The organism is Mycolicibacterium confluentis (assembly GCF_010729895.1).
Classification (GTDB): Bacteria; Actinomycetota; Actinomycetes; order Mycobacteriales; family Mycobacteriaceae; genus Mycobacterium; species Mycobacterium confluentis.
Map to the genome: position 1 here is coordinate 1,790,371 of NZ_AP022612.1, position 25,481 is coordinate 1,815,851.

Below are 25,481 nucleotides of genomic sequence, written 5' to 3' on the forward strand. Positions count from 1 at the left end.
GCCTTTCAGTTGTCGGCCTGGTGGGCGGTGGCACCGCCGAGGTAGGTGGCGCGCACCGTCACCTTCGGCAGCAGATCCGGGGCAGTGGTGCGGGGGTCGCGGTCGAGCCAGACCAGATCGGCGCTGGCACCGGCAACGGCACGTCCCCAATTGTGCTCGGCGAAAGCCTGATTCGCGACCCCGGAGGTGTAGGCGGTCAGGGCTGCGTCGATGGGCAGGATCTCGTGCGGGGTCCAGCCGCCCGCGGGTTCGCCGTCGACCGTGCAGCGCGACACCGCGACGGCGATCCCGTCCAGCGGTGCGCCGGAGGACACCGGCCAGTCCGATCCGAATCCCAATGGCGCACCGGATTTCTCGAGGGTGCGGATGGGGTACTGCTTGCCGGCGCGCTCGGCGCCCAGGCGAGGAATGGTCAGCACCGTCATCAGCGCGTCCATCTGCGCCCACAGCGGCTGCATGTTGGGGATGACGCCCAGGTCGGCGAACCGGCCCAGGTCGGCGTCGTCGATCAGTTGGCAGTGCGCGATCACCGGCCGCCGGTCCCGCGGCGGATTCACCCTTGTCACGTACTCGATGGCGTCGAGCGCCTGACGCACCGCGGCGTCGCCGATCGCGTGGATGTGGATCTGCAGGCCCAGTTCGTCGACGCGGCGGGCGGCCTCGGCCAGCGACTGGCCCTCCCAGTTCTGCTGGCCGTGGCTGTGCAGGCCCGTGCAGTAGGGCGCCAGCAGCGCACCGGTCTCGTTCTCCACGACTCCGTCGGCGAAGAACTTCACGGTGTTCGCGGTCAGCATCGGCGAACCGATCTCGTCGACGGCGCGGCGCTGGGCCGCGAACCGCTCGACCTGCGCGTCGAAGTGGCGCGGATCGGCATACAACGCGAGGTTGAACCGCATGCGCAGCACGCCGCGGCGAGCCGCCTCGATGTAGGTCGCGACGTCGGCGGGTTCCACCCAGGCGTCCTGCACCCACGTCACGCCGCGGGCCAGGTAGTAGTCGGCGGCGGTGCCGAGCGCGTCGATGCGCTCCTGCTCTTCGCGGGGCGGCATCACGTTCATCACCAGATCCGTTGCGCCCCACTCTCGCAGCGTGCCCAGCACGGAGCCGTCGGGGCGGTGCGGGATCTCGCCGAGCACGGGATCCGGGGTGTCGGGCGTGATCCCGGCGCGTTCGAGTGCCACCGAGTTGACCCACAGGGTGTGGTAGTCCCACGCGCGCAGCACGACGGGCCGATCCGGCACGGCGGCGTCGAGCCAGCGGGCGTCGAACAGTCCGCCCGGTGCGAGGCTGCCGTCATAGGAGGCCCCGACGATCCACTCCTGCTCGGGGTGCTCGTCGGCGTACTTTTTGACCGCGGCGACGATCTCGTCGACCGACTCGCAGGCGCGCACGGGCGGCCCGACGGCCTCGAGGCCGCCGTAGAGGGGGTGCGCGTGGCCGTCGCCGAAGGAGGCCATGAGGAACCCGCCGCCGAGGTCGACGCGCTCGGCCTCGGCGCCTCGGGCGCGGGCCTCGTCGCCGAGTGCGGCGATCACGCCGTCGACGACGAGCAGCGCGTCAGCGTCCTCGGTGCCCGTCCAGATGACGCCGTTGGTGAACAGGGTGGCGCTCATTTGACCACCGCCGTCGCAGCGTGTCCGACACCGTAAGGCCGTTGTGGATCAACGGGTTCGGTCAACCGCCGGTATGTGTCGGGGCGGCGGGTGAGCAGGAACGGGAACAGCTCGAGCCAGTCGCGGCGCTGGTCGAGGTCGAGATCGGCCACCAGCACAGCCTCCTCGTCGCGCGGGGCCTGCACCAGCACCCGGCCGTACGGGTCGGAGATGAACGACGACCCGTAGAAGCTCACGCTGCCCTCGTCGCCGACGCGGTTGGGCACCACCATGAACAGACCGCTGTTGATGCCGTTGGCCACGATGACCTGCTGCCACAGCGGGCGGGTGTCGAAGTCGGGGAACACCGGTTCGGAGCCGATCGCCGTCGGATAGACGAGGATCTCTGCACCGCCGAGCGAGTACTCGCGCGCGACCTCGGGAAACCACTCGTCCCAGCAGGTCGGCATCCCGATGCGCGCGTCCAGACCCTCGGGTTCATAGACGGGGTAGGGGTCGGTGGCCGGGCCGGGGCGGAAGTAGGTGTCCTCGTAGTAGCCGGCCGAGATGGGGATGTGCAGTTTGCGGGTGCGGCCCACCAGTTCACCGTCCGGGGACACCAGGATCGCGGTGTTGAACCCCAGTCCGTCATCGCCTGGTGCGCGCTCGTACAGCGAGGCGTGCACGAAGATGCCGTGCTCACGGGCCGCGGTGGCGGCCAGGGCGAACGTCGGGCCGCCCGTCAGATCCTCGGCCAGGGCCGCGGCGTCTGCGCCACCCGGCTGATCTGCGGGGTAGCGCAGCAGCGTGATCTCGGGCAGGAACACCGCCTGAGCGCCCTCTGCGGCCGCCGTGGCGATGCCTGAGCGCAGGGCCGTGACCAGCTCGTCGGCGTCGGGTCGCCACCGGTGCTGCACCAGCGCGACCCGCAGCGGCGGTCGCGTCGACGCGGTGGACCGTGCGGGTGGGGGCGCCGGGGGTGCGGTCAGGATGATCATCGAGCTCCTAAAACGAATGAAGTTCGTTTATTGTGTGGGCACACACTGGAGCGCGCAAGGGGAACGTTGAAAAATGGGTCGTCCGCGCACGCCGCTGCTGTCCGCCGAGCGCATCGCGGAGGCGGCACTGAGCCTCGTGCAGTCCACGGGCGGCTTCACCATGCCGGGGGTCGCGCAGAAGCTCAAGGTGCGGCCGTCTTCGCTGTACAACCACGTCAGCAGCCGCGACGAGATCGTCGAACTGCTGCGTGAGCGGGCCATGTCCGAGGTCGAACTGCCCGCCGACGATCCGGAGCGCCCGTGGCGCGAGGTGGTGGCCGACATCATGCGGTCCTACCGCCGCAGCTTCGCCCGCTACCCGCAGTTGATCCCGTTGTTGACCGAGCACGCCGTCAACAGCACGCACGCGATCACCATGTACAACGCGCTGGCCGTCACCCTGGCGCGCGCGGGCTTCGACGCGGCCGACACCCTGCGGGCGATCACTCTGATGGACTCGTTCGTGCTGGGCGCGGCGCTGGATGTGGCCGCTCCCGACGAGCCGTGGCAGTCCAGTGCGCAGGTGGGTCCGGAACTCGCGGCAGCGCTGGCCACCGGGGCGCCCAAACCCCAGCGCGCCGACGATGCGTTCGAATTCGGCCTCGCGGTACTGCTGCGGGGGTTGCGACCCGCGCTATGACCGCGCTTGCGCGGAGAACTCGACCGTGACGATGTCGGCGACCTTCATCGCGCCCATCGCCATCGAATACGGCTTGACCTTGAACGCTTTGTGCGACACCTCAACCCGGGTCCCGAGCTGCCAGACGCCGTCGACGTCGACCACGTCGACATCCACGTCGACGGTGTTGGTGACCCCATGGATGCTCAGCGGCCCGCGCAGGCGGTATCCGGCCGTGGCGGTGGTGATCTCCTCGGCGTGGAACTCGATGGTCGGAAAACGCTTGGCATTGAGGGCCTTGCACGCATTGGCGCGCACGATGGCCTTCTCAGGACCGGTCAACGGCGTGAGGCCGCCCTCGCCGCTGCGCACCCGCAGTGAGTCGACGTCGACGGTCAGGTGCGCCGAGACCGGTTGACCGTCGGATTCCTCGACACTGATCCGCCAGGACTCCATCGCGATGGTCAGTCGATGCCCCATCCGTGCCGCGGCCCCCGTCACGCCGGTCAGCAGGGTCAGGGTGCCGTCGGACTGATCGAGGTTCACGGGCTTCACTGTAAGGGGACGTCAGAAGTACACCACCATCAACTGTGCCAGGAACACCTTGATGATCATGGACATCGGGAACAGCACCGCGTACCCCAGGGCGACCCGCTGATCCGGCATCCGGGTCATGGCGTAGGCATACGGCGCCGGGTTGAGCTGAGATCCGGTGAGCCCGCCCAAGGCTCGCGCGGTGCCGTAGCGCAGCACGGTGCGCAGGCCGAGCACACAGATCACCGCGTGGACCGCCGAGATCGCCACGCCCAGCACCACGAGTTGCACGCCGTTCGCCGACAGTGCGGGCACCAGGTCGCCGCCGGCGCCTGTTCCCACGGCGACGAGAAACACCAACAGCGAGAACTGATTCAGGGTGTTGGCGACGTTGCCGGGAAGCGTCCACACCACCGGACCGGTGCGGCCCACCGCGCCCAGGATGACACCGACCACCAGGGGTGCGGTCGCCGTGCCGAGCACCAGTGTGCCGCCGCCGGGCAGCGGAATCTCGAGAAACGCCAATACCAGGCCCAGCGCCAGTCCCAGACCGAGTCCGATGGCGTTGATGTCACCGGCTGTGCGCTCGGAATCGCCGAGGGCCGTGGTGATCTCACCCAGCCTGTCCCGGGGCGCGGTCACGCGGAGCCGATCACCGCTCTGCAGCACGAGGTCCGGGCTGGCGATGATGTCGATGTCACCGCGGCGGACCCGGCTGACCACGGCGTCGAACCGCTCGTCCAGGCGCAGATCCTGCAACTGCCGACCCACGAACTCGGGGTTGGACAGCGTGATGCGGCGAAAGTCGATGGTGGAGCGGTCCATCCACGGCTCCTGGGTGGCGGGCCGGCCCAGGTCGGTGATCATGCGCGCGACCTCGTCCTCCCGCGCGGTGATCGTCAGCAGGTCCCCGGCGATCAGGCGTTCGGCGTCGTGGGCGACGACGGTGTGCCCGCCGCGGGTCAGCCGTGACACCACCGCTTCGTATCGGCTCTCCAGGCCGTGCACACTCAGGTTGGGATCGCCGACGAGTTCCAGGGTGCGCACCACGATCGGGGCAGGCTGCTCGCGGTCCTCCGCGGTGGGCCTGCGGCGTCCCGCGTTCACGAGGTACGCGCACGCGAGGATCGTCAGGAAGACCGTGATCGGATAGGCGACGGCGTAGCCGATGGCCGGTTCGGGCGGAATCGCGCCGCCCTCGGCGAGCTGCTGCTGCACCGCGCCCAGCGCCGCGGTGGCCGTGCCCGCACCGGAGAACGCCCCGGCGACGGTGCCGGTGTCGAGGCCGAACACGGCGCCCACGCCGAGGGCGGCGGCGGCCATGCCCACGATCGCGACAATGGAGACGACGACGGGCTGCCAACTGGTGCGCAGCGCGGTCACGAACGACGGCCCGGCGGCGATGCCGACGACGTAGCAGAACACGCACAGCGACAGGCTCGTCACGATCGGCGGCAGGCCGACCTCCGGTTCGACGGCCGCCAGGGCCAACGCGACGAACAGCGCGCCAGCCGGGCCAAAGGACACCGGGCCGAAGCGGATGCGGCCGAACATGCTGCCGACGCCGACGCAGAAGAACAGCGTCAGCAGGGGACTGTCGACAAACCACTGCATGTCGGCTCCTCGCGAAGCTGGGCGACATGTCGATCAGACCATAAATGGCGCGCGGCGATGCCGAAGTCCGGCAACTCACTGAAACTATCGTCGCCCGAGGTCAATAATTCGGGTCATGGCGACGCAGAAACTGTTGAGTTCCCTGAGTGAGGCCGATTTCGTGTTGGTGCGAGAGACCGCGCCCGAGGAGTTGGGCGGCCTCGACGAGGACGCCCTGCTCGACCTCCACGCCCGAGTCCGGCGCGCCCGTAACAAGCATGTCGGGGTGTACCGGCGCGATGCCGCGGTGCGCGTCTCGGCGAAAGGCGCTCGTGGTCAGGCCCGCCCGGCCAACGCGCGCAATGCAGCCCGCGCAGAGATCTTCGAGGAGTCCCTGGCCCGGGTGAGTCGGCAGGTGGCCGCCGCCGCGCGGCAGAGCGCCAAGGAACTCAAGGAGGAACGCCTGGCCCAGGCCCGACAGGAGGCGGCGCCGGCCGCGTCCGCGGCGAAACCGCCTCGGACCTCGGGCGTCAAGCCCCGAGTGCTGACGGACAAGACTCGTCAGTCACCCGGGCGCAAGAAACGCGAAGCCGGTTCGATCGCCGCAGGCGCGCGCCGGCAGGCCAAGCGCGACAGCCGCTGAACTACAACTCCACCGACATCGGCCCCACGTTCCAGATCTCGTCGCAGTACTCCGCGATCGCACGATCGGAGGAGAACTTGCCACTGCGCGCGGTGTTGAGGATCGACATGTGGCTCCACTTGTCGGGTTTGAGCCACGCGGCGTCGACCCGGGCCTGCGTGTCGACATAGGAGCGGTAGTCGGCCAGCGCGAGGAACGTGTCGTGGTGGATCAGGTTGTCCACCACCGGGCGCAGCACTTCGGTGTCACCGTGGGTGAACGTGCCGTCGGCGATCAGTTCCAGCACCGCTGCCAGTTCGGCGTCGCGCTCGATGAAGGTCGCAGGGGAGTAGCCGTCACGTTTGGCGGCCTCCACCTGATCCTCGGTCAGGCCGAACAGGAAGAAGTTCTCCGGGCCCGCCTCCTCGCGGATCTCGACGTTGGCGCCATCGAGCGTGCCGATGGTCAGGGCGCCGTTGATCATGAACTTCATGTTCCCGGTGCCCGAGGCCTCCTTGCCCGCGGTGGAGATCTGCTCGGACAGGTTGGCCGCCGGGTAGACCAGGTGCGCGTTCTTGACGTTGAAGTTGGGCAGGAACACGACCTTGAGGAAGCGGTTGACCTGGGGGTCGCTGTTCACGGTCTCGCCGACGGCGTTGATCAGCTTGATGATTCGCTTGGCCATGAAGTAGCCGGGCGCGGCCTTGCCGCCGAAGATGAACACCCGCGGTGGAATCGTCAGGCTGGGGTTCAGCTTCAGCCTGCGGTACAGCGCGATGATGTGCAGCACCATCAGGTGTTGGCGCTTGTACTCGTGGATGCGCTTGACCTGGACGTCGAACATCCACGACGGGTCGAGTTCGATCCCGGTCGTGGCGTGCACGTATTCGGCGAGCCGGGCCTTGTTGGCGCGCTTGACTTCTCGCCAGCGCTCGCGGAACGCGGGATCCTCGGCATAGGGTTCGAGCCCGCGGAGCATGCTCAGGTCGGTCAGCCATCCGTCGCCGATGGTCTCGTCCAACAGGCCGCGCAGGCCCGGGTTGGACAGCGCGAGGAACCGGCGCGGCGTCACACCGTTGGTGACGTTGCCGAAGCGCTCGGGCCACAGCTCATAGAAGTCCTTGAGCACACTGGCTTTCAGCAGTTCGGAGTGCAGGGCTGCGACGCCGTTGACGGCGTGGCTGCCGACCGTGGCCAGGTGCGCCATCCGCACGCACTTGCCGCCGTCCTCACCGATCAGCGACATCCGCCGAACCCGGTCCTCGTCGTCGGGGAAGCGGTCCCGGACCTCGTCGAGGAAGCGTTCGTTGATCTCGTAGATGATCTCGAGGTGACGCGGCAGCGCCTCACCGAACATCCCCAGCGGCCAGGTCTCCAGCGCCTCGGGCAGCAGGGTGTGGTTGGTGTAACCGAACGTCCGCACGGTGATGGACCACGCGTCGTCCCAACTCAACTGGTGCTCGTCGATCAGCAGACGCATCAATTCGGCGACCGCGATCGACGGATGGGTGTCGTTGAGCTGGATCGCCCACTTCTCGGGCAGGGCCTCCAACGGCAGCAGCACGCGGTTCAGGTGGATGCTCAGGATGTCCTGCAGCGAGCACGTGACGAAAAAGTACTGCTGCAGCAGGCGGAGTCGCTTGCCGGCCTCGGGTTCGTCGTTGGGGTAGAGGACCTTCGACACCGTCTCGGAGACGACCTCCTCGTCGACGGCCTTGTAGAAGTCACCGGTGTTGAAGGCCTCGAGCGCGAACGATTCGACGGCACGGGCGCTCCACAGCGTCAGGGTGTTACAGGTGTTGACGCCGTAGCCCTGCACCGGGGTGTCGTACGACGTGCCCTTGAGGACGCGGTGCGGCACCCAGCGCACCCGGAACTTGCCGGTGACGTCCTCGTACTCCTCGGTGTGCCCGCCCCAGTTGACGAAGTAGCTGGCGTCCGGTTTCTCGATCTCCCAAGGGTTTCCGTGGGCCAGCCAGTTGTCGGTCTTCTCGACCTGCCAGCCGTCCGCGATCTCCTGCTTGAAGATTCCGAACTCGTACCGGATGCCGTAGCCGATCGACGGGCGCTCCAGCGTGGCCAGCGAGTCCAGATAACAGGCCGCCAGGCGACCCAGGCCGCCGTTGCCCAGCCCGGGCTCCTCCTCGCACGCCAGGATCTCGTCGAGGTTCTGGCCCAGCGCCGCCAGCGCGTCGCGGGCCTGCTGTTCGATCTGCAGGTTGATCAGGTTGTTGCCCAACTGCGGGCCCATCAGGAACTCCGCGGACAGGTAGCAGGTGACCTTGTTCGACAGGTCCAGCCAGTCCTGAGTGGTGGACATCCAGCGCTTCTGCATGCGGTCGCGCACGGCCAGCGACAGCGCGCGGTAGTAGTGGTCCGGCGTCAGCGCGACGGACGGGCGAGCGATCGAGTACAGCAGGTGATCCGACACCGCCGCGCACAGGGCCTCAGCCGTCATCCCAGAACGGGTCTGCCCGGTCGGGGCGGGCGTCTGGGGCAGGCCGTCGTCGAGGTCCGCGGGTTCATCGATCGGTTGCCGACTCTGCACTTCGGTCACTGGCCCTCCGTAATTCAGCTGGGAAAGACGGGTTAGTTTGGCACTCCTGTGTTACGGGAGCCGCACGTGGGCGCAGGCGTATGTGAACTCCGCTTTACGGTAGTGCGGTTTGGGTGCAGGGGTCGGGCGCTCAGATGCCGAGCACGGAGTCGATCCAGCCCCGCGCGAAGAACAGCGCGAAACCGACCGCGACGATCCACAGCAGCGGGCTGATCTCGCGGGCCTTGCCGGACGCGGCGCGGATCACCACCCAGGAGATGAAGCCGACGCCGATGCCGTTGGCGATCGAGTAGCTCAGCGGCATCACGGCCACGGTCAGCACCACGGGCAGCGCGATCGAGAAGTCGGTGAAGTCGATCTCCCGCAGGTGCGAGGCCATCATCGCGCCGACGATCACCAGCGCGGCCGCCGCGACCTCCGACGGCACGATGGCTGCCAGGGGCGTCAGGAACATCGCCGCCAGGAACAGCGTGCCGGTGACGAGGCTGGCCAGGCCGGTCCGCGCACCCTCACCGATGCCCGCCCCGGACTCGATGAACACCGTGTTCGACGAGGCCGACGCGGCGCCACCGACCACGGCGCCGGCGCCCTCGACCACCAGCGCCGAGCGCAGGCGCGGGAAGTTGCCGTCGGCGTCGGCCAGACCGGCCTGCCGCGACAGGCCCGTGAAGGTGCCCATGGCGTCGAAGAAGTTGGTGAACACCAGCGTGAACACCCACATCACCGCGGCGAGGAGGCCGATGCGGGTGAAGCTGTTGAGGCTGAATTCGCCGACCAGGGACAGATCCGGGATCGCGAACGGGGACCCGGACAGCGTCGGCACCGACAGGCCCCAGCCACCGGGATTGTCCTGCGCCGAACCCAGATGCCAGATCGCCTCGATCGCCACCGCGACGACCGTGCCCGCAACGAGCCCGATCAGGATCGCGCCGCGCACCTTGCGGGCGACCAGGATGCCCGTCACCAGCAGCGTCAGCACGAACACCACGGTCGGCACGCTGTCGATGGAGCCGGCGCCGTCACGGCCCAGCCCCACCGGTGGGGACGGGAAACCCGTCGAGCCGATGAATCCCGCGTCGACCATGCCGATGAACAGGATGAACAGCCCGATACCGGCGGTGATGGCCAGCTTCAACTGCATGGGCACGGCGTCGAAGATCAGCTTGCGCAGACCGGTGACCGCCAGCGCCACGATGATTAGACCGTTGATCACCACCAGGCCCATGGCTTCGGGCCAGGTCAGCGAGCCGACCACCGAAGATGCCAGGAACGAGTTGATGCCCAGACCCGCTGCGAATGCGAACGGCAGGCGGGCGATCACACCGAACACGATGGTCATCACGCCCGCGGCCAGCGACGTCACCGCCGAGACCTGCGTGAACCCCAGCTCGTTGCCCGCGACGTCGGCCGTCCCTGACAGGATGATCGGGTTCAGCACGATGATGTAGGCCATCGCGATGAACGTGACGACACCGCCACGTAGTTCGGCGGCCACGGTCGATCCGCGTTCGGAGATCTCGAAGAACGAGTCCAGTCTGGTCACGGGACGACCTTAGGGGGCGCGGTCGTTGTCGGCCAGGGATGTCACGCCGACTGCTGGGCGAGCAGCGCCTGAACCTCCGCGTGCGTCATCTTCTCCGCGGTGATCTCGGGCTCACCGAGGGTCGGGTCGACGTCCTGGAACCGGATCGACAGCGTGCCCTGGTTCAGGCCGCCGGTGGACACCCAGTTGGCCACGCCGGGGTCGGTCGGGGAGATCACGACGAGGTAGGTGCCGTCCCCGTCCGGGTCCACCGCGTGCGCGCTGTTGAGGCTCGCGCCGGGGTCGTTGTCAGTGATGGTCCAGACGTTGGTGACCGGCACGTTGAAGTAACCGGCGCCGTTGGGTGTGACCCTGACGACCAGCGCCTCGTCATCGGCCAACTGGAAGTAGCCGGTGCTTTGGCGCTGCGTGGCCAGGAACTGCGCGTTGTGCGCGGGTGCCGACAGCGTATTCGGTTGGCGCAGTTGGCCGGTCGCGGGATCGCGGGTGGCCACCGCGATGTACTCATCCTGTTTGGTGATGCCGAGGATCAGCATCAGCAGGGACGTCTCGACGGCCTGCAGCACCAACGGGGGACGGGGCAGCGGCGGGATGAGCGAGACCAGCTTCACCAGCGTCGGGTTCTTGGTGATCGCCGGCCCGATACCGGGGATCAGGAACCCGCCGATCTGAGCGAACAGGCTGTTGGGCGGTCCGCTGGTCCGGGTGATCGTCAACCCCATGGCTTCTTCGGCGGCCTTGTCGGACAAGGTGTTCCGGGTGGTGATCAGCGTTGCTTGGGGCGTCAGGTAAAGGTAGTTGGGGTCGTCTTTGCGGGTCGGGTCGGACCCGACGTAGATCTTGAAGGTGCCGGTGATCTCATCCTTCTCGATCTCGTCCCAGCTTCGATTCACCGCGGTCTCACCGTTGAGTCCGGTGAGCACGCTGAAATTGGTGTCGACCGGCACGGCATCGGGGTTGTAGGTGCCCTCGATGACGTAGGTCGAGGCCGCGTTGACCCCGACGAACCGGTAGACGGTGTCGGGGTTGTCGTACCAGATTCGGGTGCCGCCCACCGACTGACCGCCCCAGGTGTGTGGGGGCATCACCTGCTGAATCAGTCGGGGTCTGTTCGGGTTGAGGAGTTGCACCTCCATGGCGGCCTGGTTGACGTACTCGTCGAGCGAGCGATCGAGCTGCGCCAGATTCTCCCGGTCCACCCCGCCGACCAGCGCGAAGTTCCGCTGTGCCGAGAGATACCAGCCGACCTTCAACACCAGCTTGGTCAACTGGACGATAGGCCGTTTGGCGATCTGGGCGGCGCGGCGTTCGGCCGCCAACTGATCCTCGGTGGCCAGGGGATCGGTGGCGGTGACGGTGGTCTGTTCGGTGGTCGGGCGTGCCAGACCGACGTTGCTCAGCAGTTCCACACTGCGCAATGGTGCCCGCGGGGCCCGGGGCAGCGGCCGATCCAATTGCCGGGCAGAGGGATTCGCCGAAGCGGAAAGCCTGTCGCCGGGGTCGCGCAGGGTGCGGGCCGGGCGGCGGGACTCTATCCGTTCCACGGCGCGGGTCACGCTGCGCTCGACGCGGTCCGTCAGTGTCTTCGCGCGGGCCTCGCGTTTCGGCGTGGTATCCGTCGACGAGGCCGACGGACCGCTGGGGCCCTCGGTCTCCGCGCCCGCTTCGGCGGCGCCCTGGGCGATCGCCACCCCGATTCCCATGGCGACGGCAAGGCCGCCGACGCGGCCGATATAACGCGCATATTCAGGGGATGTCGACGTCATTCGGGTGACAGTAGCGGGCGCGGCGTCGGCGCGACCGGGGTTTGGGCGACCGGTTCACTCGGTGACCGGCGCGAAGATCTGCACGGGCGTGGTCTTGCCCTTGAGGATGAGACCCGGGCGTTCCACGAATGCGCTGCGCTCGGCGTGCGCACCGGTGAGCAGTTCGCGGGTCTGGTCAGTCAGCAGCACCACGTCGCCGGTCTGGCGCGTCGCGGATTCGACGCGGGCCGCGATGTTGACGGCGTCGCCGATGACGGAGAATTCCAACCGCCCCGCGCCGCCGACGTTGCCCGCGATCACGGGCCCGGAGTTGAGCCCGACTCCCACCGACAGTTCACCGTCGAACTCATCGCGCACCGCGTCGGCGATCAGCAGTGCGGCCGCCAATGCCCGGTCCGCATGATCGTCGTGGCGGCGCGGGGCACCGAACACCGCCAGCAGGCCGTCACCGGCGTACTTGTCCACGTGGCCGCCATGTCGATGCACCAGCGGGACGATCCGTTCGAAGAGTCGATTCAGCACGGTGACCACGGCGACGGGATGCAGGTTTTCGGCGAACCCGGTGAACCCGCGCACGTCGACGAACATCAGCGTGACGTCGACCTCCAAGCCGTCGACTCCGTCGTCGGCGCCGAGGATGTGGTCGGCGACGTCCCGGTCGACGTAGGTGCCGAACGTGTCCCGGATCCGTTCACGCTCGGCCAAACCCGCCGCCATGGTGTTGAATCCGGCCTGCAGTCTGCCGATCTCGCTCGCGTCGTCGACGAGGACCTGGGCCGTGAAGTCGCCCGCCTGGACGCGGGCCAGAGCGCTGCGCAGCGCACTCACCCGGCCCGTGATCGAACGGACGGCGACCACCAGAGTGAACAGGCCGACCACCAGTGCAATGCCGACGAGCACCAGGATGGCTGCCAGCGTGCGTGGGGCTCGGAAGTCGTCGCTGGCCAGGTAACCGATGGTCAGCGTCGCAACGCCGAGCAGGGGCACACAGGTGGCGACCGTCCAGGCCATGACCAGACGTCGTTCGATGGTGGGCCCGTAGGACCGGTCCGGGGACTCGCCGTCGAGGGCGCGCGCCGCGATGGGGCGCATCACCCATTCGACCACCAGGTACCACACCGCGGTGGTGCTGACGCCGCCGAAGGCGACCGTGCCGAAGATGTAGAGCGCCGCGGGCACCGTCTCCAGCCCGCCGAGCAGTGCGAACGCCAGCGCGCAGGCGCCCCAGGTCGCGGCCGACACCCGGACCGCCTCCCGGGGCGCGGCCAGCGTCTGCTGTCGCTCTTGTTCGGTGGGCGACCGGAATTCGCGCAGCCACGCGGTACTCGTCGCGAAGCGCCGGCGGCGCAACCGCAGCAGGATGGGCACGCCGATCGCGACGAACACCAGAATGGTCGCGGTGCTGCGGATCAGAAGCCGGTGAGTCTCGTTGGGGGTCAGCAGGATCGGTGCGGCGAACGCCAGAAATGCGAAGACTATGCCGCCGCCTGCGACGCTGACCGCGACCGCGCCGAGGATCCAGCGGCGGAACACCTCTGCGCGCAGGGGGTCGACGGCACGCCGGGCCGCCCGCGGTTCCCTGGCCGGAACCCGGGCGCGCGGGGTCGTCGACTGCGCCGTGTGCACCCGTCCACTGTGCGGGTGCGCCGCGATGGTGACGCGGGTAGTGCGCTACCTGTCAGGGCAGGGCGGCCACGGGTGCCGTCGCAGCGGCGGGAACCGGAGCGGCAGCGGGAACCGGGGCGACGCCGCGCGCCGCGGGCGCGAGCGCGAGCGCAGGCACCGCAACTGGCGCGGGCACCCCTGCGGGCACGGGCACCGTGCCGGGCGCCACGGCGGCCGGGGCCGGCACCAGGCCCGGAAGCAGCGGCACCTGAGGCACCGGCGGCAGTGCGGGCGTGGTCAGGATGCGCACCAGGTCGGGCTTCATGGCCTGCAGCTGCGAACCCCAGTACCCCCAACTGTGCGTGCCGTTGACGGGGAAGTTGAAGACCGCATTGCGCCCGCCCGCGGCCAGGTAGCGCCGCTGGAACTCCTTGTTGGTGCTCGCGGTGATGTTCTCCAGGTACTGGGCGCTGAAGTTGGTGCCGAAGTCGGTGCCGCCGTCGGCGTCGGACGGGATGCCGTTGCCGCAGTAGATCCACAGCGCGGTCCGGTTGGCGACCAGGCGGTTGATGTTGACCATCGGATCGTTGCGCTTCCACGCGATGTCACTGGCCGGGCCCCACATGTTGACCGAGTTGTAGCCGCCGGCGTCCTTCATGGCCAACCCGATGAGCGTCGGCCACAGTCCCTGCGACGGGTTGAGGAACCCGGAGAGCGCACCGGCGAAGATGAACTGCTGCGGATGCCAGATCGCCAGCGTCAGCGCCGCGCCTCCGGCCATCGAAAGTCCCACGACCGCGTTGCCGTTGGGGTCCTGACCGCGATTGGCGGCCAGCCACGCCGGCAGCTCCTGGGTCAGGAAGGTCTCCCACTTGTAGGTCGTGGTGCCCGCGGTGCCCGTCGCGGGCTGATACCAGTCGGTGTAGAAGCTGGACTGCCCGCCGACGGGCATCACCACCGAGACCCCCGAGCCGTTGAACCAGTCGAAGGCCGCGGTGTTGATGTCCCAGCCGTTGAAGTCGTCCTGGGCGCGCAACCCGTCGAGCAGGTACACCGAATGCGGGCCGCCGCCCATGAAGGACACCCGGATGTTGCGGCCCATCGAGGGCGACGGGACGTCGAGTTGTTCGACGGGCGCGGTCGTGGAAAAGGCCGCGGCGCGAGGCGGTTGGCCCATAAGGGGCAGCATCGCGAGGACCAGCGCCGCCAGCAGCGCGGCGACGACCGTGCGGGTTTGCAGCAGGTGGGTGTCCGTCACATCGGCAAGTTAGCCGGGTTGCCGTGCCGCACCCGACACGCGGGGCCGCGTGTGATCGCGTTGTTATGAAGCCCTTTGGAGGTTGTGACCTTGGGGCGTCACTGCACGCCGGGCAGCTTGAGCACCAGGCGCGCTCCGCCGAGCGGGCTGTCCTCGAGCGTCGCGGTCCCGCCGTGCACCTGCGCCTGCTGGGCCACCAGCGCCAGACCCAGACCTGAACCCGACCGCGAGGCCGTCGACCCGCGGGAGAACCGCTCGAAGACCTCGATACGTTCGGCGTCGGGCACACCGGACCCGTTGTCGTCCACCGAGATCTGCACGCCCTCGGCCGAACTGACGGCGTCGAGGAGGACCTTGGTGGCCCCGCCGTGTTTCACCGCGTTGGCGATCGCGTTGTCCACCACCAGACGCAGCCCCGCGGGCAGGCCCACCATGAGCACCGATGTGGTCGCCGCGAGGCCCACCTCGAGGTCGGGATAGATGCGTTCGGCGTCGTGGGCAGCGCGGTCGAGGACCTCGGTGATGTCGACCGGCACGAAGTCGTCGGCCGTGGTCAGCTGGCCCTGCGCGAGCCGTTCGAGCGCCCACAGCGTGGTCTCGATGCGGGTCTGGGTGCGCATCACGTCGCCGATGAGTTCCTGACGAGACTCCGCGGGCATGTCGAGGGTGGCCAGCACCTCGAGGTTGGTGCGCATCGCCGTCATCGGGGTGCGCAGTTCATGCGAGGCCGCGGCGGCGAAGTCACGCGCCGATTCGAGGGCGGCTTTGGTGCGTTCCTGCTCCTTGCCGATCCGGTCGAGCATGCCCTCGACGGCCTCGCCGATCTCGACGGCCTCCCACACCCCGCGGACTTGGACCTCTTCGGGTTTGGACTGGGCGTTGATGACGCGGGCCTGCTGGGCCAGCAGGCGGAACGGCGTGATCATGACCAGCGAGATCACCCAGCCGACGACGATCGTCGTGACGATCAGGCTGCCGCAGATGATCAGTACGCGGGTGTGCAGCGCGTCGATGCGGCGCTGGGTCTCCTCGAGGGTGGACCCGAGTGCGATCGAGGCGGGTCCGGCCTGGAAGGTGCGGACGCGGTAGTCCACCCCGTCGATCGTGGTGGTGGTGTAGCCGTCTTCGAACTTCGGCAGCACGATATCGCTGGGCGTGGAGATCGTGACGGAACCGACGCGCGCGGTGCGGACCAGGCCGCTGTCGTCGTTTGTGTTGCCCGTGCCCGCTGGCGGCGCGTTGAGGATGCTGCTGAAATCGCCGAGGCTGCTGACCGAGTCCAGCCTGCGGTCCAGCTGGTTGTACTGGTCGTTGGTGATGCCGATCCACACCCAGGCGCCGATGACGAGGATCGTGCTGATCACCCCGACCATGCCGACGATGACGATCGTGCGCAGCGACAGGATGCGCCGAGGCAGTCGGAAGAGCCAGGCCAGGATGCCGTTCATGGGTTCATCTTGCCCGTCAGGGCGCGTGCTGCCAGAGGCAGGGGCCGCTGAGGGTGGCGCTGAACAGCGTGTCGGACGCGGTGAACGTGACCACCTCGCCGGGTGCTGCGGCGTGCTCGTCGACGGGCCCCAGTTGACCGGCATCGACGACGTCGACGAGGTCCGCGCTGCACTGCGCGTCGGCGGCCTGCGGTGTGCCGGTCCAGGCTCCGGCCCGGACCTCGGGATTGCGCCGGCCCTGGCCGTGCACGACGAGTGGATCCGTGCCCCACGACAGCCATCGATCACTGGCCGCGTACGGATCGGTGCTCAGATGCCACTGGCCGGCCGAACACTGCCACGTCACACCCGTCAGGCGGGTCAGCGCGCCGTCGAGGTGCGCCGAGCACGCCGCGTCGGGGGCCGGGTCGGCGGCGGCGGGACCGGCGGTGCTCAGCGCGGCCGCCGTCAGGGCGACCGCGAGCAGAGCTGCGCGGGTCATCTCAGACCGTGATGGTGTCGGTCGTGGCGTACTGCGCCTTCACGCCACTGAGGTCGGTCTGCATGAGGCTGACGTTGTAGGGGCCCCAGTAGGAGAGGTTGTAGTACAGGTTGCTGTCATCGGCCGTGCCGTCGGTGTTCTTGAGCTTGCCGGTGCCGGACCACGGATGGATCATCGGCCCGTACATCCCGGTGTTCGCCTGGCCGGTGCCCGCGTTCTTCTTGGTGGGGTTGTTGGCCACCAGGACCGCGGCGTCCGACCACGTGCCCTGCGGCGAGTCGCTGACCCGCATCACGACGTTGTTGCCGCCGTCGGTGTAGAGCACCACGTATTTGCCGAGGTACTCGTTGTACTGCACCGACATCTCGCTGACGTTGCCGCCCTCGTAGCCGCCGACGATGATGCCGCCGAGGAAGTTGTTGATGGCCTTGGTGATCCAGCCGATGAACCCGCCCGGACGTGACGAGCTGACCTTGCCGATCACCGGAACCGCGGCCGACGGGTCGTTGGCGACCCAGCTGCCCTGGCCGTCGACCTCACCGGCCCAGTACTCGTACTTCTTCAGGTTGGTGATCTCATCCTTGGGCACCCGGGCCAGGTACGCCGAGCCCTGCCGGCCCGACGGCGTGCCGTAGACGTAGACGTAGGGGTCGGATTCGTCGGGCGAGGTCACGAGGGCGTTCTGCTGAAAGTGGTTGTTGCCCGGGACATATGGCGTGCTGGAACGCAGCCACCCCGAGGAGCGCACGGTGTCGGGGTCGACGGTCCAGGTCTTGCCGTCGTCGTGGGACACCGCGATGGCCGACCAGTTGGTGGTCCAACTGCCGGGGTTGTCCCACGTGCGCACCGACATCACGGTCGCGTACTGCACACCGTCGACCTCGATCGCCGACGTCGGGATGATGGTCGTGGTCGAGCCGAACAGACCGTTGAAGCCGGGGTTGCGGATGGCCTGGGTGGCGCCCCACAGGTTCGACCAGTTGTTGGTGGTGGGGCCGTAGACGCCGCCGTCGCTGTACAGGCCGTCCTTGATGGTGAGCTTGCCGTCCGAGAGGACGTAGTCGGTGCTGCGCAGCAGAACGTTGTTGCGCCACACGCCCTTCATACCCGGCTGGTCGAAGGTGTCCCCGAACAGCATCATGACGTTGCCGTTGCCGTCGTCCCACATGATGCCGAGGTCGGTGCCGGCGATGCCGTAGCCGTTCGGCGTCGGTGCGTTGGGAGAGGCGGGCTCCACGTCTGTGAGGTTGCCGCCGGTGACCCATTCCATGCCGATCGTGTCGCCGGGGGTGAGGATCGGGGTGGCGGGCTTGGGGGTGAGTCCGGCGTTCGGGTCGACGACGGCCGCGGCGACCGGTTGCGCGTCGGCCACCGAAACGACCTTGCCCTGCGGGGTGAGCGTGCGTTCGTACTCCCGGCGCGCCCAGGCCACCAGCGCCCACAGGCCCGGGGTCTGCGCCGGTGCGGTCGGTGACCCACCGGCCAGCGGCGCCAGGCCCGCGGCCGCCAGGAACCCGGACACCAGGTTGGTCAGCTTCGGCGCGGTGTCGGTCACCGGAGTCTCCAGCGATGTCGCCGTCGACACCTCGACGGTGCGGGCGGCCACCCGGTCCGGGATCTGCGTGAGGGCCGCAATCGTGGCTGCGGGCGCGGCGGTCAGGCGCGGGGCAGGCGACGTGACGGCATCCGACAGGCTGACCGTCCGCGTCGTCGTCGGCGTGCGCCGCAACGGTGACGGGGCGGCAGTCCCGTCGGGGGTGGCCCGGGCCGGCTTCCGAGTGGACCCGGTGGGCGCAGTGGCCCCGGTGGGCGCGGGTGCCTCGGGTGCTGTGACACCCGGGACGGTGGCGGAGGCGTCCAGGTCACGAGGCTGCCGTTGCGGCAGCTTGACCTTGGTGGTCTTGGCGCTGTCCTCGAGGTTCTTCTGAGCCTTGGCGGCGCCGTCTTCGATGCCCTTACGGATCCGGTCGCCGGTGTCCTCGACGCTGCGGCGGACGCGGTCGGCAATCCTGGTCAGCCGGTCCGCCGGGGTGGACCGAGTTGTCGTGGAGTCGCCGGAACCACCGGGGGACGTCCCGGCCTGCGACGACTTGTCGCCGCCGGTCTCCGGGCCGTCGGCCCAGGCCACACCTGTGCCCGTGGTGACCGCGGCGCCGATGCCGAACGCCACAGCAAGGGCGCCGACGCGGCCGACATATCTCGATGAATCCATGACGCTCCGTATGTTCGCCGACCCCGACTGCAAAAGCAGTGTGCCGGGCGTGATCCGTGGGTGACCTCAAATCACGACATCGTCACACCTGCGTCCCGATGTTACAGCTCACCAGCAACATCAATCCCTTTATTCACTATCGTCACAGCAACGTTTCTTGGGGTCGGGGCTGCATCGGGGGCTCGCTCTGCAATGTCTGTGTCAGCGCGACTGCTGGCGGTGACGGCTGCCTGCGTCTCAGTCGCCGGCCTGATCGCGCCGCACGTCGTGCTGCGCACCGCCGACCAACCGCAGGGACCGTGGGGACTGCCCAAGACCCTGGTGACCACGGCTGCGATGCCGGGCGGCATCGACGGGTCCTACATCCATCCGTGGTCGAAGGGGCCGGACCTGTACTTCACGCTGTCACGCTGGTCGGACTACAGCGTCGCGCTGATGAAGACGACGTTGACCAAATAGGTCTCAGGCGTGCACGTTGCGCTGGCCGACGGCGTTGCGCAGGCCCGAGCAGTTGTAGCAGCCGACACACCCCACGCAGTCGACGCAGCGGGCGCATCCCAGGCACGCGAAACACCGCGCACACGCGAAGCACCCGATACATCCGATGCAGTGCACGATCGCGAAAGACAGTGCGGTGGCCACACTTCCGCCGACCGCGGCGCTGCTCGCGGTGCCCAGCGAACCCGCCACACCGGCACTGCTGACGGTGGCGATCGACCCGGCTACGCCAGCACTGGCGGCCGTGGCGATAGACCCCGCCACACCGGCACTGCCCGTAGTGGAGATGGAATTGACTATCCCGCGTGATTCCGCCATGGCCCGAGCGTACTGAGAGCGGTTCGCTCAGCCAGCACCTTTGCCGTTGTCGACGCGATACACCGCACCGTGAATCGCGACCGCGTCGTCGCTGGCCAGGAATGCGATCGTCTTGGCGACGTCCACGGGTTCCATGAACCCGCGTGGCGCGGCGATGCGCATGATGAGGTTCCAGTCGGCGTTCTCGGGTGCCGCGAACTCGGTGACCTGCGGGGTGCTCATGCCGCCCGGGCACACGACGTTGACCCGCACGCGTTCGGCGCTGTACTCCACGGCCAGGGCCTTGGTGAGGCCGACGATGCCGTGCTTGGCGGCGCAGTAGCCCGACGAGTACACCTCACCCTCGAGGCCCGCCACCGAGGACACGTTGACGATGTTGCCGCCGACGTCCAGCAGGTGCGGCAGCGCCGCGCGGCACAGGTGGAACGGCCCGGTCAGGTTGACCGCGAGGTCCTGGTCCCACTCGTCGTCGGTCATGGTCGCGGTGTGCCGCATCTGATGAAATCCCGCCGCGTTGACCAGTACGTCGAGACGCCCGAACTTCTCGACGCACGCCGCCACGGCGTCCCGGCATGCCTGCGGGCTCGCGATGTCCACCGACTTGTACGCCCCACCGGGCACATCGGCGAACACCGCGGCCATCCTGTCGGTGTCGCGGGCGATGCCGAAGACGGTCGCGCCGCGCTCGGCGAAGAGCTTGGCGGTGGCCGCCCCCAGTCCCGACGACGCTCCGGTCACCAGGGCCACTTTTCCGGTCAGATCAGTCATAGGGGCACCCTCTCACGGGCGCCGTCACACCCAGCTTCGAGGGCGCTCCGGCGGCACCGCCGCCAGCAGTTCGCGCGTGTAGTCCTGTTCGGGGGAGGCGAACAACTCGGCGGCGGGCCGGAACTCGACGGCCCGGCCAGCCTGCATGACCAGCACGTCGTGGCTCACGCGCTGCACCACCGCGAGGTCATGCGCGATGAACAGGAAGGTCAGCTTCAGTTCCTGCTGCAGGCGCGCCAGCAGATCCAGCACCCGGTCCTGCACCGAGACGTCCAGCGACGCCGTCGACTCGTCGAGGATCAGCAGTTCGGGTTCGACGGCCAGGGCGCGCGCGATGCACACCCGCTGACGCTGCCCGCCCGAGAGTTCGTGTGGATAACGCTTGGCGAAATCCGGTGTGAGGCCGACCAGTTCGAGCAGTTCGGCGACCCGCGCCGCGCGCGCGGCCCGGCCGTCGGCCAGGCGGTGCGTGCGCAGGGGTTCGGCGATGGCTGTCGCTACCGACAGGCGAGGATTGAGCGCGGAGAACGGATCCTGGAAGACCATGCTGATGCGGCGGCGCATCGACGCGTCCCCAACGGGTGTCCCGTCCAGAGTCGCCGTTCCCGCCGCGGGGCGCAGTTGGCCGGTCAGTGCCGCCGCCACGGTCGACTTGCCCGATCCCGACTCGCCGACCAGGCCGAGGGTGGTGCCGCGGCGGATGGTGAATGAAAGGTCCTGCACCGCGTGCACACTGGTGCGGCCGCCGGGAGTGTCGACGGAGAACGTCACGTCCAGTCCGGACACGTCGAGCAGCACGGGGGCGTCGGGGGCCGGTGGGGGACCGGCGTCGCCGAGGCGCGGGCGCGCCGCGAGAAGCTCACGTGTGTAGGGCTGCTGAGGGTTGTCGAACACGTCGGTGACCGCGGCCTGTTCGACGACGGCGCCGTCCCGCAGCACTGTCACGTCATCGGCGACCTGGCCGATGACCCCGAGGTCATGGCTGATCCACACCACGGCGGCACCGAAATCGCGCTGCAGATCCCGCACCAGTTCGATGATCTGCGCCTGCGTGGTGACGTCGAGTGCGGTCGTGGGTTCGTCGGCGATGAGCAGTTCGGGATCACAGGCCAGCGCGATCGCGATCATCACGCGCTGACGTTGGCCGCCCGACAACTGATGCGGGTAGGACCGCAACCGGGCCTCCGGGTCGGGCAGACCGACCGCTTCGAGGAGTTCCAGCGCGCGGGTCCTCGCTTCCCGCCGCGTCGAATGCCGATGGGCCTCCACTGATTCGGTGATCTGACGCTCAAGCGTGAGCAGCGGATTCAGGGATGTGCCCGGGTCCTGGAATACGAACCCGATCCGCCCGCCGTGCACGGCCCGCAGCGTGCGCGGCGAGGCGCCCACCAACTGCCGCACGGGTGCGCCCGCCAGGGTGCTGCTGCCGGTGACCACGGCGCCCGGCGCGTCGAGCAGGCCCGTGGCGGCCAGCACCGTCATCGACTTGCCGGAACCGGATTCGCCGACGATGCCGTGCGTCTGCTCGCGGGCCACCTCGAAGCCGATGCCGCTGACGATGTTTCGGTCGCCGATGCGCACCCCGAGGTCGGCCACCGTCAGGACCGGCGCGCTCATCGCTGTACCGCCGTCCGGCGGGCCTCGATCATGGTGCGCTGCTTGGGGTCCAGCACGTCCCGCAATCCGTCGCCAAACAGGTTGAATGCCAGCACGATCACGAAGATCGCGGCGCCGGGGAACACCGCCATCCACCACGCCAGCGTGACGAAGCCCTGCGAGTCGAAGATCATCCGCCCCAGGGACGGTTGCGGGGGCTGAATGCCCAGGCCGAGGAACGACAACGCGGCCTCCGACAGCGTCGCGAACGCCAGCGACAGCGAGGTCTGCACGATCAGCGGGCCCGAGATATTGGGCAGCACATGCCGGCTCAGGATGTACGCGTCGCCGGTGCCCATGGTCTTCGACACCGCCACATAGGGTTCGGTGCGCACGCTCAGTGTGCTCGCGCGGGCGACGCGGGCGAAGATCGGGGTGTAGACGATGCCGATGGCCAATGTCGTGGTCGTGACGCCGGGACCCAGGACGGCGACCACCGCCAGCGCGAGCAGCAGCACCGGGAACGCGAACATCACGTCCACGATGCGCATCAGCACGGTGTCGAGCCAACCCCCGCGGTAGCCCGCGAGCACGCCGACGGTGACGCCGACGGCCGCGGCGAACGCGACGCTGACCACCGCGACCCGCATCGAGGCTCCGATGGCGACCAGCACCCGGGAGGCCACGTCGCGGCCGAGTTCGTCGGTGCCGAACCAGTGTGCGCCACTGGGGGACTGCAGTGCATTGGGCACGTCGATGTCGTTGACGCCGTACGGGGCCAGCCACTGGGCGCCGACCGCGATGACGGCGACCGCGACCAGCACGGCCGCACTGATCACGGTGACGGGATTGCCGGCCAGCAGACGCCAGGACGAGACACGGTCGGTCATGACAGCCGAATCCTCGGGTCGACGATCGCGTACAGCACGTCCACGATCAGGTTGATCAGCAGGAACAGCGCGGCGATCAACAGCACCGCACCCTGGATCAGCGGATAGTCGCGGGCGGCAACGGCATTGAACACCAGTCGGCCCAGGCCGGGCCACGCGAACACCACCTCGACGACGATGACACCGCCGAGGATGGTCGCCAACTGGATGCCGGTGATGGTCAGGATGGGCACCAGTGCGTTGCGCATGATGTGCCGCGAGGTCACGGTGGTCGGTGCCAGGCCCTTCGACCGCGCCGTGCGCACGTAGCCCATCGACGCGACGTCGAGCACCGCCGACCGCACGTAGCGGGTCATGATCGCGCCGGCCACCAGGCCGACGGTCAGGCCGGGAAGCACGATGTGCCGCAGCCATCCCGTCGGGTCCTCGAACAGCGGGCGGTACCCGGACGTGGGCAGCCATCCCAGTGTCGTGGAGAACAGTCCGATGAGCAGGATGCCCATCCAGAAGTCGGGCACCGAGACACCGAATTGGCTGGTGACGCGGATGATTCCGTCGGACAGGCGGCCCTCGTGCAGGGCCGACCACAGCCCGGCGGGGATCGCGATGAGCAGCGCGATCACGATGCCCACCAGCGCGAGGGACATGGTCGCGGGCAGGCGTTCCATCAGGGTCAGCGTGACGGGTTCGCCGTTGCGGAAACTGACGCCGAGGTCGCCGCGCAACGCCGAGCCCAGATAGCCGAAGAACTGCTGCAGCAGTGGACGATCCAGTCCGCTGGCCGAACGCAGCGCGTCGTAGGCCTCCGGGGTGTACCGGGTGCCCAACGCGATGCGGACGGGGTCGCCGGGCACCACCTGCACCAGTGCGAACACCAGGATCAGGACGCCGAACATGACGATCAGCGAGTACAGCAGTCGCCGCAGCAGGAACCGGAGCAGTGGGCTCATGCGGCCCCGTCCTGGTCCACGTGCGCGTCGCGGAATCGGATGGCGCCGTCGCGACGGGCCTCGTAACCCTGCAGGGCGGGGTTCCAGGCCTGGATGACCGACGGGTTGTACAGGTAGATGTAGCTGACCTCGTCGGCGATCCGGGTCGCGGCCTGCGCGTAATCGCCTGCCCGGCGGGGGGTGTCGACCTCGACGCGCCCGGCGTCGAGCAGTCGGTCCACCTGTGGGTCGGAGAACTTCTGCGCGTTGCTCGAACCGTCGGTGTGGTGTTGGGCGTAGTAGAAGTCGTCGGGGTCGATGTTGCCCAGCCAGCCCATCATGAGCATGTCGAAGTTGCCGGAGTTCTGTTCGTCGAGCCAGGTGGCGAAGTCGACGGTGCGGATGTGGACCGTGATACCCAGCGGTGCAAGGTTGTCGGCGATGATCTGCGCAGCGGTCACCGTCTCGGGGTATTCGGTGGTGACCAGCATGTCGAGATCGCGTGGTGCCGCGCCCGCTTCGCGCAGCAGTTCACGGGCTCGATCGATGTCGAACCGGTACCGGTCATACGGCATGTACCACGGGTTGCCCACGGGGATCGCGAGTTGGTTGACGGTGGCGGTGCCGTAACTGGTGGCCGCGACGATGGCGTCCCGGTCGATGCCGTAGGCGATGGCCTGCCGGACCCGCACGTCGTCCCACGGTGGGCGGGCCTGATTCAGCGCCAGATACCAGTAGTCGTTGCTCGCGGTGACCTGCAGACGGATCGAGTCGTCGTCCTTCAGCTGCGTGACGCGTTGTGTGGGAACCGAATCCGTCCAGTCGATCTCACCGGCCTGCAGCGCCGACAGCGCCGTCGACGGTTCGGAGATGAACCGGTAGGTGACCCCGGAAATGCGCGGCGGGCCGCCCCAGAAGTCGGGATTGGCGCGCAGCGTGATCGAATCGCCGCTCGTCGCTTTCACGAACGCGAACGGCCCGGTGCCGACCGGATGCGTGGCGATCGCACCGCTCTCGACGTTCTCGCGCTGCACGATGGCCATGCCCTTGAAACCGCCGAGGTTGGTCAGCAGGTTCGGCGTGGGACGGCTCAACGTGAGGACGACGGTGCCCGGGTCCGGTGCGGTGACCGCGGTGACGGCGCTGAACTTGTCGGAGTTGGCCAGCTTCTCATCGATGATGCGGCGATAGGAGAAGACCACGTCCTCGGCGGTCAGGGGGCGCCCGTCGTGAAACGTCACGTCGGGGCGCAGGCGGAAGGTCCAGGTCAGCTGATCGGGACTGGTCTCCCAGGACTGCGCCAAAGCCGGGCGCATGTTCAGGTCGGCGTCCGGTTCGACGAGGGTGTCGAAGACGTTCTCGAGCACCTCGAACGAGAAGTAGGCGGTGGAGCGCTGCGGGTCGAGTTGGTCGGGCTCACCGGAGATCGCGGCGATCAGGTTGTCTGACGAGCCGTCGCCGAGATCAACCCGACTTCCCGGCGAGCAGGCCGTGAGCAGCAGCATGAGGGCGGCAGTCAACGCGGCGAATCGTCGCGCCATCCCCATCATCACCCGGCCTCATCGGGTCGAAGTCCACGTATGCCGTGAGGGCCTGTACCCGCTTTGGGCGCGGA

General features: G+C 68.5%; 21 protein-coding genes. 3 read left to right on the forward strand and 18 right to left on the reverse strand.

Annotation, left to right across the window (positions count from 1 at the left end; translation table 11 throughout):
* Positions 1 to 5: 5 nt before the first annotated feature.
* Complete coding sequence (locus G6N34_RS08225; RefSeq protein WP_085152468.1) at positions 6 to 1,613, reverse strand: amidohydrolase; 1,608 nt, start codon at positions 1,611 to 1,613, stop codon at positions 6 to 8.
* Positions 1,610 to 2,590: a nitrilase-related carbon-nitrogen hydrolase gene (locus G6N34_RS08230; RefSeq protein WP_085152469.1), complete on the reverse strand. Its 981-nt coding sequence runs from the start codon at positions 2,588 to 2,590 to the stop codon at positions 1,610 to 1,612. Before G6N34_RS08230 ends, G6N34_RS08225 begins: the two co-directional genes overlap by 4 nt.
* A gap of 73 nt (positions 2,591 to 2,663) precedes the next feature.
* Between G6N34_RS08230 and G6N34_RS08235 the strand changes: the two genes are divergently transcribed.
* Entirely contained in the window at positions 2,664 to 3,269 is a 606-nt protein-coding gene (locus tag G6N34_RS08235; protein ID WP_085152470.1) for a TetR/AcrR family transcriptional regulator C-terminal domain-containing protein, read from the forward strand.
* Here the strand turns inward: G6N34_RS08235 and G6N34_RS08240 are convergent.
* Together G6N34_RS08240 and G6N34_RS08245 are read right to left on the reverse strand one after the other, a co-directional pair.
* Entirely contained in the window at positions 3,264 to 3,803 is a 540-nt protein-coding gene (locus G6N34_RS08240) for a YceI family protein (RefSeq protein WP_407663216.1), read from the reverse strand. The genes G6N34_RS08235 and G6N34_RS08240 overlap by 6 nt on opposite strands.
* A 12-nt stretch (positions 3,804 to 3,815) precedes the next feature.
* On the reverse strand, positions 3,816 to 5,396 hold the full coding sequence (locus G6N34_RS08245; protein ID WP_085152471.1) for an aspartate-alanine antiporter-like transporter: 1,581 nt from the start codon (positions 5,394 to 5,396) through the stop codon (positions 3,816 to 3,818).
* 115 nt (positions 5,397 to 5,511) lie between these two features.
* Between G6N34_RS08245 and G6N34_RS08250 the strand changes: the two genes are divergently transcribed.
* On the forward strand, positions 5,512 to 6,018 hold the full coding sequence (locus G6N34_RS08250; RefSeq protein WP_085152472.1) for a hypothetical protein: 507 nt from the start codon (positions 5,512 to 5,514) through the stop codon (positions 6,016 to 6,018).
* Between the two features lies 1 nt (position 6,019).
* Here the strand turns inward: G6N34_RS08250 and G6N34_RS08255 are convergent, their stop codons facing one another.
* From G6N34_RS08255 to G6N34_RS08290, 8 genes are all read right to left on the reverse strand, one after another.
* A complete protein-coding gene (locus tag G6N34_RS08255; RefSeq protein ID WP_234812929.1) occupies positions 6,020 to 8,455 on the reverse strand; it encodes a glycogen/starch/alpha-glucan phosphorylase in 2,436 nt (811 codons plus the stop codon).
* A gap of 229 nt (positions 8,456 to 8,684) precedes the next feature.
* Positions 8,685 to 10,097: an NCS2 family permease gene (locus G6N34_RS08260; RefSeq protein ID WP_085152474.1), complete on the reverse strand. Its 1,413-nt coding sequence runs from the start codon at positions 10,095 to 10,097 to the stop codon at positions 8,685 to 8,687.
* 41 nt (positions 10,098 to 10,138) lie between these two features.
* Complete coding sequence (locus G6N34_RS08265) at positions 10,139 to 11,863, reverse strand: hypothetical protein (RefSeq protein WP_085152475.1); 1,725 nt, start codon at positions 11,861 to 11,863, stop codon at positions 10,139 to 10,141.
* 54 nt (positions 11,864 to 11,917) lie between these two features.
* Positions 11,918 to 13,489: an adenylate/guanylate cyclase domain-containing protein gene (locus G6N34_RS08270; RefSeq protein ID WP_085152476.1), complete on the reverse strand. Its 1,572-nt coding sequence runs from the start codon at positions 13,487 to 13,489 to the stop codon at positions 11,918 to 11,920.
* Between the two features lie 52 nt (positions 13,490 to 13,541).
* A complete protein-coding gene (locus G6N34_RS08275; protein ID WP_085152496.1) occupies positions 13,542 to 14,657 on the reverse strand; it encodes an esterase family protein in 1,116 nt (371 codons plus the stop codon).
* A 167-nt stretch (positions 14,658 to 14,824) separates the two neighbouring features.
* The gene (locus G6N34_RS08280; protein ID WP_085152477.1) at positions 14,825 to 16,174 is read right to left on the reverse strand and encodes a sensor histidine kinase; all 1,350 of its coding nucleotides are present in this window, start codon (positions 16,172 to 16,174) and stop codon (positions 14,825 to 14,827) included.
* A gap of 16 nt (positions 16,175 to 16,190) precedes the next feature.
* Entirely contained in the window at positions 16,191 to 16,655 is a 465-nt protein-coding gene (locus tag G6N34_RS08285) for a hypothetical protein (RefSeq protein WP_085152478.1), read from the reverse strand.
* Between the two features lies 1 nt (position 16,656).
* The gene (locus G6N34_RS08290) at positions 16,657 to 18,867 is read right to left on the reverse strand and encodes a glycoside hydrolase family 183 protein (protein WP_085152479.1); all 2,211 of its coding nucleotides are present in this window, start codon (positions 18,865 to 18,867) and stop codon (positions 16,657 to 16,659) included.
* A gap of 192 nt (positions 18,868 to 19,059) precedes the next feature.
* Between G6N34_RS08290 and G6N34_RS08295 the strand changes: the two genes are divergently transcribed.
* On the forward strand, positions 19,060 to 19,326 hold the full coding sequence (locus G6N34_RS08295) for a DUF4185 domain-containing protein (RefSeq protein ID WP_085152480.1): 267 nt from the start codon (positions 19,060 to 19,062) through the stop codon (positions 19,324 to 19,326).
* Between the two features lie 3 nt (positions 19,327 to 19,329).
* Here G6N34_RS08295 and G6N34_RS08300 read toward each other — a convergent pair whose 3' ends face one another.
* From G6N34_RS08300 to G6N34_RS08325, 6 genes are read right to left on the reverse strand one after another with little or no spacing between them, the layout of a single operon-like run.
* A complete protein-coding gene (locus G6N34_RS08300) occupies positions 19,330 to 19,683 on the reverse strand; it encodes a hypothetical protein (RefSeq protein WP_085152481.1) in 354 nt (117 codons plus the stop codon).
* A 27-nt stretch (positions 19,684 to 19,710) separates the two neighbouring features.
* Positions 19,711 to 20,451, reverse strand: coding sequence for an SDR family NAD(P)-dependent oxidoreductase (locus G6N34_RS08305; RefSeq protein WP_085152482.1), 741 nt, complete (start codon positions 20,449 to 20,451; stop codon positions 19,711 to 19,713).
* A gap of 24 nt (positions 20,452 to 20,475) precedes the next feature.
* Entirely contained in the window at positions 20,476 to 22,068 is a 1,593-nt protein-coding gene (locus G6N34_RS08310) for a dipeptide ABC transporter ATP-binding protein (RefSeq protein ID WP_085152483.1), read from the reverse strand.
* Positions 22,065 to 22,937, reverse strand: a complete 873-nt coding sequence (locus G6N34_RS08315; protein ID WP_085152484.1) for an ABC transporter permease — start codon at positions 22,935 to 22,937, stop codon at positions 22,065 to 22,067. Before G6N34_RS08315 ends, G6N34_RS08310 begins: the two co-directional genes overlap by 4 nt.
* Complete coding sequence (locus G6N34_RS08320; RefSeq protein WP_085152485.1) at positions 22,934 to 23,887, reverse strand: ABC transporter permease; 954 nt, start codon at positions 23,885 to 23,887, stop codon at positions 22,934 to 22,936. Before G6N34_RS08320 ends, G6N34_RS08315 begins: the two co-directional genes overlap by 4 nt.
* Positions 23,884 to 25,407: an ABC transporter substrate-binding protein gene (locus tag G6N34_RS08325; RefSeq protein WP_085152497.1), complete on the reverse strand. Its 1,524-nt coding sequence runs from the start codon at positions 25,405 to 25,407 to the stop codon at positions 23,884 to 23,886. Before G6N34_RS08325 ends, G6N34_RS08320 begins: the two co-directional genes overlap by 4 nt.
* Between the last annotated feature and the right edge of the window lie 74 nt (positions 25,408 to 25,481).

Coding starts and splice junctions, on each gene's coding strand:
- G6N34_RS08225 (WP_085152468.1), bottom strand. CDS start 1,613: ATGAGCGCCACCCTGTTCACCAACGGCGTCATCTGGACGGGCACCGAG.
- G6N34_RS08230 (WP_085152469.1), bottom strand. CDS start 2,590: ATGATCATCCTGACCGCACCCCCGGCGCCCCCACCCGCACGGTCCACC.
- G6N34_RS08235 (WP_085152470.1), top strand. CDS start 2,664: ATGGGTCGTCCGCGCACGCCGCTGCTGTCCGCCGAGCGCATCGCGGAG.
- G6N34_RS08245 (WP_085152471.1), bottom strand. CDS start 5,396: ATGCAGTGGTTTGTCGACAGTCCCCTGCTGACGCTGTTCTTCTGCGTC.
- G6N34_RS08250 (WP_085152472.1), top strand. CDS start 5,512: ATGGCGACGCAGAAACTGTTGAGTTCCCTGAGTGAGGCCGATTTCGTG.
- G6N34_RS08255 (WP_234812929.1), bottom strand. CDS start 8,455: ATGACGGCTGAGGCCCTGTGCGCGGCGGTGTCGGATCACCTGCTGTAC.
- G6N34_RS08265 (WP_085152475.1), bottom strand. CDS start 11,863: ATGACGTCGACATCCCCTGAATATGCGCGTTATATCGGCCGCGTCGGC.
- G6N34_RS08275 (WP_085152496.1), bottom strand. CDS start 14,657: ATGCTGCCCCTTATGGGCCAACCGCCTCGCGCCGCGGCCTTTTCCACG.
- G6N34_RS08280 (WP_085152477.1), bottom strand. CDS start 16,174: ATGAACGGCATCCTGGCCTGGCTCTTCCGACTGCCTCGGCGCATCCTG.
- G6N34_RS08285 (WP_085152478.1), bottom strand. CDS start 16,655: ATGACCCGCGCAGCTCTGCTCGCGGTCGCCCTGACGGCGGCCGCGCTG.
- G6N34_RS08290 (WP_085152479.1), bottom strand. CDS start 18,867: ATGGATTCATCGAGATATGTCGGCCGCGTCGGCGCCCTTGCTGTGGCG.
- G6N34_RS08295 (WP_085152480.1), top strand. CDS start 19,060: ATGTCTGTGTCAGCGCGACTGCTGGCGGTGACGGCTGCCTGCGTCTCA.
- G6N34_RS08300 (WP_085152481.1), bottom strand. CDS start 19,683: ATGGCGGAATCACGCGGGATAGTCAATTCCATCTCCACTACGGGCAGT.
- G6N34_RS08305 (WP_085152482.1), bottom strand. CDS start 20,451: ATGACTGATCTGACCGGAAAAGTGGCCCTGGTGACCGGAGCGTCGTCG.
- G6N34_RS08310 (WP_085152483.1), bottom strand. CDS start 22,068: ATGAGCGCGCCGGTCCTGACGGTGGCCGACCTCGGGGTGCGCATCGGC.
- G6N34_RS08315 (WP_085152484.1), bottom strand. CDS start 22,937: ATGACCGACCGTGTCTCGTCCTGGCGTCTGCTGGCCGGCAATCCCGTC.
- G6N34_RS08320 (WP_085152485.1), bottom strand. CDS start 23,887: ATGAGCCCACTGCTCCGGTTCCTGCTGCGGCGACTGCTGTACTCGCTG.
- G6N34_RS08325 (WP_085152497.1), bottom strand. CDS start 25,407: ATGGCGCGACGATTCGCCGCGTTGACTGCCGCCCTCATGCTGCTGCTC.